Annotated in this window: 11 protein-coding genes and 1 pseudogene; 6 read left to right on the forward strand and 6 right to left on the reverse strand. The window is 62.8% G+C overall.

Annotated elements, in window-relative coordinates; genetic code table 11:
• The first annotated feature begins 324 nt into the window (after window positions 1-324).
• From yedE to BLR25_RS15415, 5 genes are all read left to right on the forward strand, one after another.
• A complete protein-coding gene (gene yedE / locus BLR25_RS15395; protein ID WP_091938791.1) occupies window positions 325-1,431 on the forward strand; it encodes a YedE family putative selenium transporter in 1,107 nt (368 codons plus the stop codon).
• 11 nt (window positions 1,432-1,442) lie between these two features.
• Window positions 1,443-1,658 carry a sulfurtransferase TusA family protein gene (locus BLR25_RS15400; protein ID WP_091938792.1) on the forward strand — a complete coding sequence of 72 codons (216 nt, stop codon included), beginning with the start codon at window positions 1,443-1,445 and terminating at the stop codon, window positions 1,656-1,658.
• A gap of 10 nt (window positions 1,659-1,668) precedes the next feature.
• Window positions 1,669-2,850: an aminotransferase class V-fold PLP-dependent enzyme gene (locus BLR25_RS15405; RefSeq protein ID WP_091938793.1), complete on the forward strand. Its 1,182-nt coding sequence runs from the start codon at window positions 1,669-1,671 to the stop codon at window positions 2,848-2,850.
• Window positions 2,843-3,073, forward strand: coding sequence for a putative Se/S carrier protein (locus BLR25_RS15410; protein WP_091938794.1), 231 nt, complete (start codon window positions 2,843-2,845; stop codon window positions 3,071-3,073). The genes BLR25_RS15405 and BLR25_RS15410 overlap by 8 nt, the downstream gene beginning before the upstream one ends.
• A gap of 145 nt (window positions 3,074-3,218) precedes the next feature.
• Complete coding sequence (locus tag BLR25_RS15415) at window positions 3,219-3,926, forward strand: DUF6901 family protein (protein WP_091938795.1); 708 nt, start codon at window positions 3,219-3,221, stop codon at window positions 3,924-3,926.
• A gap of 25 nt (window positions 3,927-3,951) precedes the next feature.
• Here BLR25_RS15415 and BLR25_RS15420 read toward each other — a convergent pair whose 3' ends face one another.
• Window positions 3,952-5,586, reverse strand: coding sequence for a methyl-accepting chemotaxis protein (locus BLR25_RS15420; RefSeq protein ID WP_091938796.1), 1,635 nt, complete (start codon window positions 5,584-5,586; stop codon window positions 3,952-3,954).
• Between the two features lie 270 nt (window positions 5,587-5,856).
• Window positions 5,857-7,854, reverse strand: a complete 1,998-nt coding sequence (locus BLR25_RS15425) for a methyl-accepting chemotaxis protein (RefSeq protein WP_091938797.1) — start codon at window positions 7,852-7,854, stop codon at window positions 5,857-5,859.
• Between the two features lie 504 nt (window positions 7,855-8,358).
• Here BLR25_RS15425 and BLR25_RS15430 point away from each other — a divergent pair.
• Window positions 8,359-9,645, forward strand: a complete 1,287-nt coding sequence (locus BLR25_RS15430; RefSeq protein ID WP_245715583.1) for an HD-GYP domain-containing protein — start codon at window positions 8,359-8,361, stop codon at window positions 9,643-9,645.
• Window positions 9,646-9,709: 64 nt separating this feature from the next.
• Here BLR25_RS15430 and BLR25_RS15435 read toward each other — a convergent pair whose 3' ends face one another.
• From BLR25_RS15435 to BLR25_RS15445, 4 genes and pseudogenes are all read right to left on the reverse strand, one after another.
• Window positions 9,710-11,281: a helix-turn-helix transcriptional regulator gene (locus BLR25_RS15435; RefSeq protein WP_245715584.1), complete on the reverse strand. Its 1,572-nt coding sequence runs from the start codon at window positions 11,279-11,281 to the stop codon at window positions 9,710-9,712.
• Window positions 11,282-11,299: 18 nt separating this feature from the next.
• Window positions 11,300-11,623 (reverse strand): annotated as a pseudogene (locus tag BLR25_RS21985) (PAS domain-containing protein); the annotation flags it as partial.
• Window positions 11,624-12,033: 410 nt separating this feature from the next.
• On the reverse strand, window positions 12,034-13,215 hold the full coding sequence (locus tag BLR25_RS15440; RefSeq protein ID WP_091938799.1) for an iron-containing alcohol dehydrogenase: 1,182 nt from the start codon (window positions 13,213-13,215) through the stop codon (window positions 12,034-12,036).
• 176 nt (window positions 13,216-13,391) lie between these two features.
• On the reverse strand, window positions 13,392-14,135 hold the full coding sequence (locus tag BLR25_RS15445) for an SDR family oxidoreductase (protein ID WP_091938800.1): 744 nt from the start codon (window positions 14,133-14,135) through the stop codon (window positions 13,392-13,394).
• Window positions 14,136-14,169: the final 34 nt, after the last annotated feature.

Genomic DNA, 14,169 nt, shown 5'->3' on the forward strand with positions numbered 1-14,169 from the left:
CGGCTCGGCGGCTCGGCGGCTCGGCGGCTCGGCGGCTCGGCGGCTCGGCGGCTCGGCGGCTCGGCGGCTCGGCGGCTCGGCGGCTCGGCGGCACCGTGCCGGAAACACCGGCACGCGGAGGACACCCGCCCGCTTCCGGCCAGCCCATCGCCGTCGCACGCGGCGCCGGCACGCCCGCCCGGCACCCATGCCAACTGCCTATACAAGCAAATCCTAATTAAGAACAAATCCTAGGCAATTCGGCGGAAAGCGTGGAAAATACAGGGTTTGCTCGATTCAGCCGAGGGGGCTGGATCGGCATCAGGACCACCAAGGAACGCTGTCATGAAAAACACCCTGAACGCCTTCTTCGCCTCGCGCGGCGGCATCGTCGCTGTCGGCGCCGTCATCGGCGCGCTCGCCGCCTGGCTCGTCTCGATGGGCAATCCGCCCAACATGGGCATCTGCGTCGCCTGTTTCGAGCGCGACATCGCCGGCGCGCTCGGCCTGCACCGCGCCGACGTCGTCCAGTACCTGCGCCCGGAAATCCCCGCCTTCGTCCTCGGTTCGCTGGCCGCCGCGCTGGTCTTCGGCGAATTCCGCGCCCGCGCCGGCTCGACGCCGCTGCTGCGCTTCTTCCTCGGCATGTTCGCCGCCATCGGCGCGCTCGTCTTTCTCGGCTGCCCGTGGCGCAGCATCCTGCGCCTCGCCGGCGGCGACGGCAACGCCATCGTCGGCATCGCCGGACTGGCCACCGGCATCTCGGTTGGCGCGCTCTTCCTCAAGAACGGCTTCACCCTCGGCCGCGCCCGCCCGGCACTCAAGCCGGCCGGCTGGCTGATGCCGGCGCTGATGCTCGGTCTGCTCGCGCTGGCGGTCGCCCAACCGGCCTTCATCTTCGCCAGCAGCAAGGGCCCCGGCTCGATGCATGCGCCGCTCCTCATCTCGCTCGGCGCCGGCCTGCTCGTCGGCTTCCTCGCCCAGCGCAGCCGCTTCTGCACGATGGGTTCGATCCGCGACGCCGTCCTGCTGCGCGACTTCCACCTGATCTCCGGCGTCATCGCCATGGCCGTCGCCGCCTTCGCCGTCAATTGGCTGCTCGGCCAATTCAAGCCGGGTTTCGCCATGCAGCCGATCGCGCACAGCAACCATCTCTGGAACTTCCTCGGCATGGTGCTCGCCGGCCTCTCGTTCGCGCTCGCCGGCGGCTGCCCCGGACGCCAGTTGATCCTCACCGGCGAAGGCGACACCGATGCCGGCGTCTTCGTCCTCGGCATGCTCGTCGGTGCCGCTGTCGCCCACAACTTCGCGCTTGCCGCGGCCGCCGACAAGCTGACCGACGCCGTGCTGCAGGTCGGCGGTCCCGGCTTCAACGGCCAGGTCGCCGTGCTCGTCGGTCTCGTCTTCTGCCTGATTCTCGGATTCTCGATGCGCGAGAAATTCGACGCCTGAAAGGACACACCATGAAAACACTCGATGTCTGCGGACTCTCCTGCCCCGAACCCGTCGTCCGTACCCAGGCCGCGCTCAAGGCGCTGCCCGCCGGCGAAAGCCTCGCGGTGCTCGCCGATACCGCCACCGCGCGCGACAACATCCTGCGCACCGCGACGCAGGCCGGCTGCCGGGTCCGCGCCGACAATGACGGCGATGCCTTCCGCATCGTCCTGACCAAAGCCTGATGCACCGCGCATGAGCGGATGCAGCACCGTCTACCTCGACAACGCCGCGACGAGTTGGCCGAAGCCGCCCGTCGTCGTCGACGCGGTCGTGCGCGCGCTCACCGAGGTCGGCGGCAACCCCGGCCGCGCCGGGCACGCCCGTTCGATCGCCGCCGGGCGCCTCGTCGATGCGGCACGCGAAGCCGTGGCCGAATTCTTCGGTGCCAACGATCCCTTGCGCGTCGTCTTCGGCGCCAATGTCACCGAGGCGCTCAATCTGGCCCTGTGCGGCCTGCTGCGTCCCGGCGATCACGTCGTCACCAGTTCGATCGAACACAATTCGATGATGCGGCCGCTGCGCCAGCTCGAAAGCGAGGGCGTCGCGCTCACCGTCGTCGCCTGCGCCGCGGACGGATCGCTCGATCCGGCGCAGGTGCTGGCGGCACTCCGGCCCGAGACCCGGCTAGTCGCGCTCAGCCAGGCCTCGAACGTCGCCGGCACGCTGCTGCCGGTCGCCGAGATCGGGCGCCGCCTGCGCGCCTGCACGCTGGCGCAACCGCTGCTGCTCGTCGATAGCGCCGCCTCGGCCGGCATCGTGCCGATCGACATCGAACGCGACGCCATCGACCTCCTCGCCTTCACCGGCCACAAATCGCTGCTCGGGCCGACCGGCACCGGCGGCCTCATCCTCGGCCGTCGCGTCGATCCGGCACAACTGCGGCCGCTCAAGCGCGGCGGCACCGGCAGCCTGTCGGAACAGGAGGAACAGCCGCGCTTCCTGCCCGACGCCTTCGAGAGCGGCACGCTCAACGTCGCCGGCCTCGCCGGTCTCGATGCCGGCCTGCGCTGGCTGCTCGCCCAGGATCACGCGGCACTACGCCAACAGCATGACGCCAACACGCGCCGGCTGATCGACGGCCTCGCGGCAATTCCCGGCGTGACGCTCCACGGCCCGCGCGATCCGGCCCGCCAGGTCGACATCGTCTCCTTCACCCTGGCCGGGCTGTCGTGTTCCGAAGCCGGTTTCCGCCTCGACGAGGAATTCGGCGTCGAATGCCGCATCGGCCTGCACTGCGCCCCGGCGGCGCACCGCACGCTGGGGACTTTTCCCGAGGGGACGATCCGCTTCGCGCCCGGCCTATTTACGCCGAGCGAGGGGCTGGAGATGGCGATCGACGCCGTCGCCCGGCTGGCGAGGAGCGCGCATGTCTGATCCGACGCCGGCCTACCTGCTCTTCCACACCAGCAACCACGCCTTCCGCGCCGAAAAATTGCTGGGCGCGCGCCAGCTCGCCGTCAAGCTCGTGCCGGTGCCGCGCCACCTGAGTTCCGACTGCGGCGTCTGCCTGCGCCTGGCCCCGGACGCGCGACATGCGGCCGCCGAGGCGCTGGCCGGCACCGGCGTCGAACTCGCCGGCGTGCATCCGCCGCTCTGATCCAACACGTTTCCGCACCGCGTTCCTCTCCTCCCGCGCCGATGCCATCGGCTTGAAGACCCACGCCTTCGCGCCTATCCTGAACGCAGCTCAACGCGTTTGGCATAGCGTCTGGCGCGAAGTTTGACGTAAGGACGGAGGCCGCATGGAAACCTGGCGGATCGACTACCGCTTCATTCTCGACAACGCCCCGGTCGCCAGTTTTCCGCTCGTTTTCGACGCGGCGACGATGCGCCCGCTGACGCCGCTGCCCACCGACGCGCCCGCGTGGTGCCGGCTCGACTGCCAGCGCTGTGCCGGTTGCCGCCAGGCCGACGACACGCCGTTCTGCCCGGCGGCGCTACGCCTCGCCGAGCTGCTGGCCTGGTCGCAGCATCTCGATTCCTGGCGGCCGCTGCACCTGGAGGTCCGTGCCGGCGGACGGACGACGACGGTCGACACCACGGCACAGCGCGCCGTCAGTTCGCTGATGGGGCTGCTGATCGCCACCTCGGGCTGTCCCGACACCGAATTTCTGCGCCCGATGGCGCGCTTTCACCAGCCCGTCGCCGACGAGATCGAGACCGCCTTCCGCGCCGTTTCGACCTGCCTGCTGGCGCAGTATGTCGCCGCCCAGGCCGGCCGTCGCGGCGACGAGACGATCGATGGCCTGCGCGCCCGCTACGGCCGGCTCCACGACATCAACCGCGCGCTCTGCGACCGCCTGCGCAACGCCGTCGACGCCGACTCGATCCCCAATGCCATGATCATCCTCGACTGCTTCGCCAAGGCAGTTCCGGGCATGATCGACGACGCGCTGTCCGAGCTCGCCGGGCTGTTCGAGGCCTATCCGCAAGACCTGCCGGGCGCCTGACGGCGGCCGGCACAAACACACGCGCTCAGCAACGAAAGCGACTGACCAGGCGCCCCAATTCGACGGCGATCTGGTTCATTTCGTCGGCCGTATCGGCGGTCGATTGCATCGCCGTGCTGGTCTCCTCCACCATCTGCGCGATCTGCTCGACGCGCTGGGCGATGGCATTGCTGGCCACGCTCTGTTCCTTCGTCGCACCGGCGACCTCGTCGATACTCGCCAAGGTCGATTCGGCACCTGCGCGGATCCGCCGCAAGGCGTCCGCCGCCTCGCCCGCCGCCTTGACGCCGGCCTCGATCTGCGGCAACGCCGTCCCCATCACGGCGACGACCTGGACCGTATCGGACTGGATACCCGAGATCATCTCTTCGATCTCGACCGTCGCCACGGAAGTCCGCTCGGCCAGCTTGCGCACCTCGTCCGCCACCACGGCAAAGCCGCGGCCCTGCTCGCCCGCCCGCGCCGCTTCGATCGCCGCATTGAGCGCCAACAGATTGGTCTGCCCGGCGATTTCCTTGATCACCCCGGCAATCGACGAGATCTGATTGGCGCGCTCCTCGAGCTTGGCAATCCGCGCCGAGGCACCGCTGACCGTCACCGAAATCTCGTTGATATCTTCGCTCGCCACCTGGATGCGCGCCACGCCGTCCTCGGACAATTCGGCCGACGCGCGCGAATGCTCCTGTGTTGCCCCGGCGCTGTCGGAAATATGATTGACGCTGACGGTCATTTCCTCGATCGCCGCCGCCATCGACTGTGTCGCATCGGCCTGCCGCTGCGCTGCAATGGCCACCTCGTGCGCCGCCGTGTTGATCCGTTCGGCACCTTGCGCCAGACGTTGCGCGCTGCCCATGATGTCGGCGACCATCGTGCGGATCGCGCTCACCATCTGGTCGGCCGAGGCGAGGATGCTGCCCGGCGTCGACGCCGGGAAGTTCACCGTCAGATCGCCGGTCGCCACACGCGACATCAGATCGATCGCCGTCGCCGGCTCGCCGCCGAGCTGCCGGACAATGCTGCGCGAAACGAAATACGCCACCACCGACACCACCGCAAAAATCAGCGCCGACAACAACAGGTCGGCGATCACCGCCTTGCGCACGGTTTCATCGACGTCATCGACATAAACACCGGTGCCGACGATCCATTGCCACTCGGGCACCGCCGCCAGATAGGCAAGCTTCGGCTTCGGCTCCTCCTGCCCGGCGCGCGGGAACCAGTACTCGACGTAGCCCTTGCCCGGCCCCTTGCCGGTCGCGACGAAGGCATCCCAGAGCTTGAAGCCCTTCTTGTCGGTCTTGCCGAGCATGATCTGGCCTTCGATCTTCGGACTGCCGGCAACCATCAAGGCGCGCCCGTCGAAGTCATAGACGAAAAAGTAATCGTCATTGCCGAAGCGCAAGGGCCGCAGCGCCTCCTTCGCCTGCTGCTGCGCTTCGTCGCGGCTCAGCTTCTTGTCCGCTTCGAGCTTCTGATACTGGAGCACCACGCCCTTCGACGATTCGACGAGATCGCGCAAGCGGACCTTGTGCGCCTCCAGCGCCTGTTCGCGCGTGTTGATTACGGTATTGGCCGCCAGCAGCGCCAACCCTGCCAGAACGACGACCCCGGCCACCAGCAAACGACCGCTGACCCGCATCTTGTCGAAATTGATCATCATTCCGCTCCTTCAGAAAGATCGCGTCCAGTTTCGCCGGCATTCATGCTGGAATGCCACCGTGATTTCGTCGCCACGATATCGGCATCGAAGGCAAAGCAACCGGAGATCGGTGCTTCCAGCCGCTTGCCGATGATTTTCAGTGTAGTCGCTTTTGCGACCCCGTCCCAAATGTACTATTTCCCGATGCCCGACTTCATTCGGAGAGCATGGCTCCGGGGACGACACCTACCGCCCCATAGCGAAAGCCATCGACATCGCCCGGGAGTCCCCTTACAGGGTGAAGCGATCGACGCTCGCCAGCGTCTGCGCGGCAATCATCTTCATGCGTTCGGCAACATCGGCCGCGCGTTGCGCCCGTTCCTGGTTATGCTCGGCCTGCTGGGCGATTTCCTCGACGTTGCGCGCGACGATTTCGCTGACCGAGGTCTGCTCGCGCAAGCCGTCCGAGATCCCGGAGACAGCCTGGCCGACCTTCTTCGACCCTTCCTGCATGTCGCGAATGCAGCTCCCCGCCTTCCCGGCAAGTGCCACGCCGGAATCGACCTGATTGACACCGTTGCGCATGCTCTCCACGGCATTGCTCGCGCCGTTCTGTATTTGCAGAACCGTTTCCGAGATCTCCGTCGTGGACACCGTCGTACGCTCGGCGAGTTTCCGCACTTCGTCGGCGACGACGGCGAATCCGCGCCCCGTCTCGCCGGCGCGCGCCGCTTCGATCGCCGCATTCAGCGCCAGCAGATTGGTCTGATCGGCAATGTCGCGGATGACACCGACGATTTGCGTAATCTTTTCGGTTTCCTTGCCGAGTTCGGATACCACCTGAGATGCCCCGCGCACTGTTTCGGCAATGGTGGTCATCGAACCGACCGCCTCGCCGATGACACGCGCGCCATTCTCCGAAACGACATTCGACTGATTGACGACGTTCTGGGTCTGCTCGGAATGGCCCGACATCTGCTCGATGCTCGTCGCCAATTCCTCGATCGCCGATGCCAGCGCCATCGACTCGTTGCTCTGATCGTGCGAACCGATCGACACTTCATCCGCCGCCTTGGCGAGTTCCACGGCTTCCGAAGAAATGCGATGCATGCCCTCTTTGACCTCGGCGATCATCGAACGCAGGTGACCGCAGGTTGTGCGGCAAGCGCTCAACAGCTGCCCGATTTCATCCCGGTTGCGAACCTCGATCGATACCGACAGGTCGCCCGCCGCCACGCGCGAAAACACCTGCTCCAGCTCGCGCAGCGGTTTGCGCAAGCAGATCCGCGTAATCAACTGGATGGCGACGCCAATCGCCAGCAACGTCACCAGGCAACTCCCGATCAAGGCGGTCGTCACAGCCCGGGCGTCCTGGGTGAACTCATCGACGAAGCTCCCCGAAATAACCAGCCAATCCCAGCGTTGGAACGTGTCGAAAACGGCGATCTTTTCCTTCGACAGGACTTGATTATCGACCGGTGTGTAGTTGACCTGCCCGGACGCCTTGTCGACCATTTCGCGGACGATGGCGCGACCCTTTTCCGCCTTGGCCTCGATAATGTTCTTACCCTCGAGCGACGGATGAATGACCACCTGCCCGGCATTGGCGCCGCGTTCGACGACAAAGACATAACCGGTATCGCCGACCTTGATTTCCCGGATTTGCTTCTTCAATGCGGCGAGGCTCTCGGTGAAATCGACCCCGATGAAACTTGCGCCGACGACAGTGCCTGCCTCGTTCTTGATCGGCACGTAGCGCGTCATGTAATTGCGCGAGAACAGCGTCGCCCGACCGGTGTAGCTTTGCCCTGTCGCAAGCGCCTTGTAGGCGCCCGAGTTCCGGTCCAGCGCGGTGCCGACGACTTTCTGGCCGGCGCTGTCACGCAGCGTACTGGCTTTCCGCACGAAATCGTCGCCCTCCTTGACGAAGATCGTGGATACCGCCGCTGCACTGCCCGAGAATTCCTCGACCAGTTTCTCGAACTGGGCCCCATTGCCGCGCTTGATCGCCTCCCCGGCATAGGCCGCGAACGCGCCGCCAAGCTGTTCCGATGAGCGCTCCAACTCGGTCGCGAAGGTATCGATCATGCGGATGATGCGCTGGTTGCTCCCCTTGAGATTTTCGGCGGCGGAAAGTTCCAGCCGGTCGGAGAGAAAGGAAATGAGAAAGGCCGTACAGAGGCCGAACACCATCGCGAACACCACCAAGGTGATGGCATTGATCTTGGCCGCAAGACTGCGATCCTGGAACCATTGATAAACCGCCGCCATCCCAGTCCCCTCTCCCATTTTTCAGTTCTCCCCTTTTGCAGCCAAGGCATCGCTACGGGTAAAAACCCGAAACTTCAATTGTTTCCAACAACGGCATACGAATGCGGCCGAAGCCGCCGCAATCAGAAAGCAAAAAGAGCACGTCAGAATTAATGCCAAACGCGTACCGATACGCCGTTTCCGCTAACACGTGTATGCGCATGTTGTTTCGCGGCTATGTTATCCATTTTCACGAATTCAACCTATAACACGCACATGGCAGAATTCACGCACTAACATGGTATTTGACCAATTCAGCTCATTGCCGAAGCCTGAAATAATGACATAGCAATGACATATCAACCGACACGACAAGAATCAGGTATAGACGATATTTGCGAGAATGACGAGCACAAAATTCGAAAAGGCTTCGGCAACAGCGAACAACACGACTGCCGGCGCCATCTGAATGACATCGCACGCAATTGTCCGGGCGGCGGCGACAAAGATGGTCTAGGATGTATTTTCGAAGCGCGGAACATCATGACAATGGCCATTCCGATGCAGAACACCTCGACCCGGCACGCACGTGGCACTGATCTTCACATAAATGTCCGGCATATTCTGTTCGCACTTTCCGATGCCCTCGACCTCGTCGGCATCGACGATGTCGCCCATGGAAAGCGCGTAGGAATCATGGCCGCCGAATGCGCGAGAAAGGCGGGCGATTCAACCGCCGAGATTTCCGCGCTCTTCGATCTCGGCCTGCTTCATGATATCGGGGTATCGTCGTCCATCACGCACGACCATCTCGTGCAAGAATTCGACTGGAACGACGCGCAGAATCACTGTGAAATCGGCTACGGCCTTCTCAACAACTATTCGCGCCTGACATGGGCGGCGTTGCCGGTCAAATACCACCATACACGCTGGGACTGCCTGCCGGTTGAACGCCTGGGAGAGTCAGTGGCGACCCGGGCGAATCTGATCTACCTGACCGACCGCGTGGACGGACTGGCCGCGGCGCATTATGCCGATGGCAGCTTGCTGATGAGCACGCAGGCGATCCGCCAGTTCATCGAAAAATGCGCAGGCAGCTATTTTTCGCCGGCACTCGTCGAGATGTTCCTCGACGCATCGCGGTCGGAAGCCTTCTGGCTGTCGCTCGAACCGCGTTCGATACAGGCCTACATGTCGGAGATGTTCGCGCTGGGAGACTATTGCTCGATGGCGCTCCCCGAACTGAAGCAGGTGGCCGAAATATTTTCCCGCATCGTCGACGCCAAGAGTCCATTCACCGCCGAGCACTCGCATGGGGTCGCCTCATTGGCAAAGCATATCGGCCAACGAATGAGCGTATCGCCGGAAAATTGCGACAAGCTCGAAATCGCCGGATTGCTGCACGACATCGGCAAGCTACGGGTGCCGGACGATGTCCTCGACAAACCGGGAAAGCTGGACGAGCGGGAACGCAAGATCATGAACTCCCACAGTTTCGAGACGTACCAGATATTGCGCTGCATCCCCGGACTCGAAGACATTTCCCGCTGGGCATCCTGTCACCATGAGGAACCGAACGGCAACGGCTATCCGTTCCACATCGACGCGAGGACACTGGAACTCGAAGCGAGAATTCTCCGCGTCGCCGACATTTTCCAGGCGATGGTGCAGAATCGCCCGTACCGGCGCGGACTCTCCCAGGCGGACGTGCGCCTGTTCATGGCGGATCTGTGCGCGCAGGGCGCCATCGAGCGGGAAATCTTCGATGCCGTCGACTCGGACTTGCCCGCCGCATACAAGGCGGCGCTTCCGTCGCTGGCGCCCGTCTGATCAGGCTCCGGGCGTCAAATTCAGCGTATCGGCGCACGCAAGGCGGCGCACCCGACAAAGCGCGTCAGCCTGCACTTTCAGGAGGGGCCGCGGATGGTTCACGCAAATCCGGCATCAGGTTTTCCTTGATGGCAAAGCGTGTCAATGCCGAAATGCTATGCATGCCCAAGGTTTTCATCAACGCCCGCCGGTGCGAGACCACCGTGGCCGTGGCCACATCGATGATGCTGGCGATTTCAGACGAGGTTTTTCCCGCCGCAATCAAGGGCAATATCTGCCGCTGACGTCGCGTCAGGCGATCGAGATCGGGCGAGCCTCGATTGGCTGTCGCAGCCGATTCCTCGGGGAGCCTGACGACATCGCGCAGGATCATTTCAATCTGCCGCAACATGTTCGCCGACTGGGTCAAGGCGCTCTTTTGCAGGCTGATATCCGAGGTTGCACCCAGCGCCATCAGCGGATTTCCATATTCATCCCGGGAGATGATTCTTCCGCGCGAATACAGCCAGACCCAGTGACCGAAGCGATGGCGAATGCGAAATTCGTTCACGAAATGACTGGTTTCGCCATTGTCGTGGGCCTGTGCCGCCGCTTCGTACTGCGGCAAATCCTCCGGATGAATCAACCGTCTGAATTCCTTGACGGAAATCAGCGTTTCTTTTTCATCGAAGCCCAGCACCTGGCTGAGCCTTGGATCGAGTCGGAACTCCGCCGTCGCAAACATCAGCTCCCACAACCCGGCCCCGGCACAACACAGGCCCAGGTCAAGACGCTCCTTCGCCTCGATCACGCTGTTTCGGGCGTCGGCCAGGGTCTGTTCCTTTTGCTTGTGTTCCGAAATATCCTGCAGGACCCCGATGCCGTGCAAGGGCGCGCCGGTTGGATCGAACTGCGTGACCTTGCCAAGCACCTTGATCCAGACCCAATGGCCTTTGGCATGCCGGACACGATACTCCCTGCCGAAATCGCTATTGCTTGCGCTCAGATTGAACTGCTGAAACCCGAGGCGGTCTTCCGGATGAATAAGCGATTGCCATAAATCGAATTCGAATACCTGATCCCGCTGGTCGAAGCCGACGAGCCGCGCCGCGCGGCTATCCAGACGTAACAAGCCGGTCGCATAATCGCGCTCGAACAGGCCGATCTCGGCGGCATTCAAGGCCAGTGCCAGTTTGGCCGCGGTCGTCTGCTGCAGATGCTGCGCCCGGACCAAGGCACTCTCGTTCTCCTGCCGCTCGCTGATGTCGATGCAGAATCCCGCCATGTATTCGGGTTCGCCGGAGTCGCCATACACGGTCTCGCCATACCCCTCGATCCATCGAATCTCGCCATCCGGACGCACGATGCGGTGTCGGGTAAACAGCGGCTTCCCGGTCTTGCGTGACTCCGCAATCTTTTCCCTTGCCGAACCGAGATCTTCAGCCGGAATGGTCGAGCACCAGCTCTCCCTGCTCGCGCTATGCTTCGAAGGATCGAGACCGTACAGCTTGAAAAATTGGTCCGACCAGAAAAATGTGTCGGTCGAAAAATCCCAGTACCAAGCGCCCGCCCGGGAGGCCTTTTCGGCAAGCGTCAGCAGTTTGTGCGTTCGACGCAGATCCTCGTCCTGCTGCTTGTGCTCGGTGACGTCGATCATGTACGAGGACACGCCGCCGAGTTTATTCTGGAAGCATCGGACGAAATACCAGGCGCCCCAGCGCGGAAAAAGATGACTCTGGCACATTTGGGCCTGACCCGCCGCGGCCGCCCGATAGGCCGCTTCGACCGGCGTCCCGACCAGTTCGGGGAACACCTCCCAAACGCACTTGCCAAGGAAAGTCGCTGCCGGCCCGCCCAGCATCTCTTCCGCTCTCTTGTTCAGGAAGACGAAGCGCCACTGTGCGTCATAGATGACGAAGCCATCGCCGATATTGTCGAGAATGTCTTTGAGCAAATCGCCGTCAACCGGCGTCGATTTGCGTTTCGCACTTGATTTCATGATGGACACAATGCCGAACTCATTCGTAATGAAAACGCCAGGGACACACCCCACGACAACACGCTTCAGGCATCAACGGAGGTGTCGTTCCGGTGCAAGGGTCACTACCATCCCACTCGAATCGAATGAATTCGGGAAGTCGACGAAACACGAAACTCCAGCAGCCATTTCTTTCGTTATTTTATGACGTAGCAAGATAGTTACGGGCGCTACTGTAGATCATTCCATACGCTTAGATAAATCCCCCAAACAGAGTAGTCATCACACCATACCATGGTAATTTTCGAAAACTTGCCCATAACACGGGGGCACACGCGCTAACGCTACCACGCGTGATCGACCTGTCATGGGCTACTCGCATGACGGTCGAGCCGACTGGCGCGCCGACCCGACTGTCTTGCCCGGGCCGATCAGGAATAGGCGGCGCTCAGGATGTCGACGGTTTCGTCGAACGACAAACGGTACCGGTCGAGATCGAACAAGCCGCCCATCGTCTCGCGCGCATTGCGCGCAAGCGTCGGCAACTCTTCACGACGAATGCCGAATTCCGACATCTTCAGGTTCGCCAGTCCGCACTCGGCGATGAGTTTCCCGAGCGCCACGAGGAAAGCCTGCGGCCGCTCGCTTTCGGGCAGCGCATCGACGTCCTGGCCCATCGCCCGGGCCATGTTTTCGTACAAGGCGCCGGGAATCTTGCCAAGGAAAAAGCCGAAATACGCCTTCGACAACATGGTCAGGCCGGCGCCGTGCGGCAGTTCGGGGTGATAGGCGCTCATGGCGTGCTCGATCGAGTGCTCCGAGGTGCAGCAGGAGGTCGTTTCGACCAGCCCGGAGAGCGTATTGGCAAAGGCCACCTGCGCGCGCGCCGCGACGTTGCTGCCGTCGTTCACGGCTAGCGGCAGCCATTTGGCCAGAAGCTCGATGCTCTTGAGCGCATAAAGATCGCTGATCGGCGAGGCACAGGCGGCGATATAGCCTTCGGCGGCGTGGAAAAACGCATCCATGCCCTGGTATGCCGTCAGCTTCGGCGGCACCGACAGCATCAGTTCGGGATCGACGATCGAAAGCGTCGGGAAGGTATCGTCGAAGCCGAAGCCGATCTTCTCGTTGCTTTCTTCCTTGGTGATCACCGACCAGGGGTCGGCTTCGGTGCCGGTACCGGCCGTCGTCGTGATGGCGACGATCGGCAGGGCGCGGTTAGGAATCGGCTGCGCCTTGCCCGAGCCGCCGCCGATGTAATCCCAGAGATCGCCGGGATTGGCGGCCATGACGGCGATCGCCTTCGCCGAATCGAGACTGCTGCCGCCGCCCAGGCCGATGACAAAATCACAGCCCTCGGCCCGTGCGATGGCCGCGGCTTCCATGACATGCGACTTGATCGGATTGGGCTGGACCTTGTCGAACACGACGCTCTTGACGCCTTGTTGCCCAAGCAGATCGGTGACCTGCCCCAGGTAGCCCTGTTTCCTCATCGAGGGGCCGGCCGAGATGACGATCAGCGCCTTGCAGCCGGGAAGTTTCACCTCGCCGAGTTTCTTCAACGATCCGGCGCCGAAAAAGACGCGCGTCGGCATGTAATAGCTGAATTGCATGTATTTCTCCTTTTTTTATTCGAAAATTGCAGTCCCACGAAACCGAACTCATGCCATTGCGACACGCCGAAGAGACACGCGAGCGTCATGGTTCGCGCTGGCGCAACGCATCGCTGCGAACAGCGCCAACCACGACAGGATAGACCAGGCGCAACTCCGGCGTGGATCGCAGCGACTTAGAACTCCTGCACCGTCGGACGCAGCACGATCTCGTTAATATCGACGTCGGCCGGCTGCTCGATGGCATAGGCAATGGCGCGGGCGATGGCGTCCGCCGGAATGGCGATCTTGTAGAAATCCTTCACGAACGCGGCGCTCTGCGCGTGTGCGCTGCCGTGCTTGAGTTCGGAATCGATGGCGCCCGGCTCGATCGTCGTCGTCCGGATCGCCCCGCCGACTTCATGACGAAGGCCTTCCGAGATCGCCCGCACCGCGAACTTCGTGCCGCTATACACGGTGCCGCCCGGGCTGAAGACCTTGAGGCCGGCAACCGATGCGATATTGATGAAATGGCCGCTGCCCTGCTTCTGGAAAACCGGGAGCGCGGCGGCGATGCCGTAAAGTACGCCCTTGATATTGATATCGATCATGCGGTCCCATTCCTCAACCCGGGTTTCGGACAGCGGCGCAATCGCCATCAGGCCGGCATTATTCACCAGCACATCGACGCGACCGAATCTGCGGATGGCTGTGTCGACCAGGGCATTGACCTCTTTCGGGCAGGTGACGTCGGTTTGAGCGATTTCGGCGTTTCCACCGGCGGCACGAATGTCATTGGCTATGGCCTCCAGCCGGTCGAGACGACGGGCGCCGAGCACCACCGAGGCGCCCAGCGACGCCAGATGACGTGCTGTGGCTTCTCCCAGCCCGCTGCTGGCACCGGTGATGACAACGACTTTTCCTTCAATATTCCTGCTCATGCATTTCTCCTATGGATGGGGCAGGCCGAACGGC

Origin of the sequence: Propionivibrio dicarboxylicus, from assembly GCF_900099695.1 — a bacterium.
Lineage (GTDB): Bacteria > Pseudomonadota > Gammaproteobacteria > Burkholderiales > Rhodocyclaceae > Propionivibrio > Propionivibrio dicarboxylicus.

Coding starts and splice junctions, on each gene's coding strand:
- BLR25_RS15445 (WP_091938800.1), bottom strand. CDS start 14,135: ATGAGCAGGAATATTGAAGGAAAAGTCGTTGTCATCACCGGTGCCAGC.
- BLR25_RS15435 (WP_245715584.1), bottom strand. CDS start 11,281: ATGATCGACGTCACCGAGCACAAGCAGCAGGACGAGGATCTGCGTCGA.
- BLR25_RS15440 (WP_091938799.1), bottom strand. CDS start 13,215: ATGCAATTCAGCTATTACATGCCGACGCGCGTCTTTTTCGGCGCCGGA.
- BLR25_RS15430 (WP_245715583.1), top strand. CDS start 8,359: ATGACAATGGCCATTCCGATGCAGAACACCTCGACCCGGCACGCACGT.
- BLR25_RS15425 (WP_091938797.1), bottom strand. CDS start 7,854: ATGGGAGAGGGGACTGGGATGGCGGCGGTTTATCAATGGTTCCAGGAT.
- BLR25_RS15400 (WP_091938792.1), top strand. CDS start 1,443: ATGAAAACACTCGATGTCTGCGGACTCTCCTGCCCCGAACCCGTCGTC.
- BLR25_RS15410 (WP_091938794.1), top strand. CDS start 2,843: ATGTCTGATCCGACGCCGGCCTACCTGCTCTTCCACACCAGCAACCAC.
- BLR25_RS15405 (WP_091938793.1), top strand. CDS start 1,669: ATGAGCGGATGCAGCACCGTCTACCTCGACAACGCCGCGACGAGTTGG.
- BLR25_RS15415 (WP_091938795.1), top strand. CDS start 3,219: ATGGAAACCTGGCGGATCGACTACCGCTTCATTCTCGACAACGCCCCG.
- yedE (WP_091938791.1), top strand. CDS start 325: ATGAAAAACACCCTGAACGCCTTCTTCGCCTCGCGCGGCGGCATCGTC.
- BLR25_RS15420 (WP_091938796.1), bottom strand. CDS start 5,586: ATGATGATCAATTTCGACAAGATGCGGGTCAGCGGTCGTTTGCTGGTG.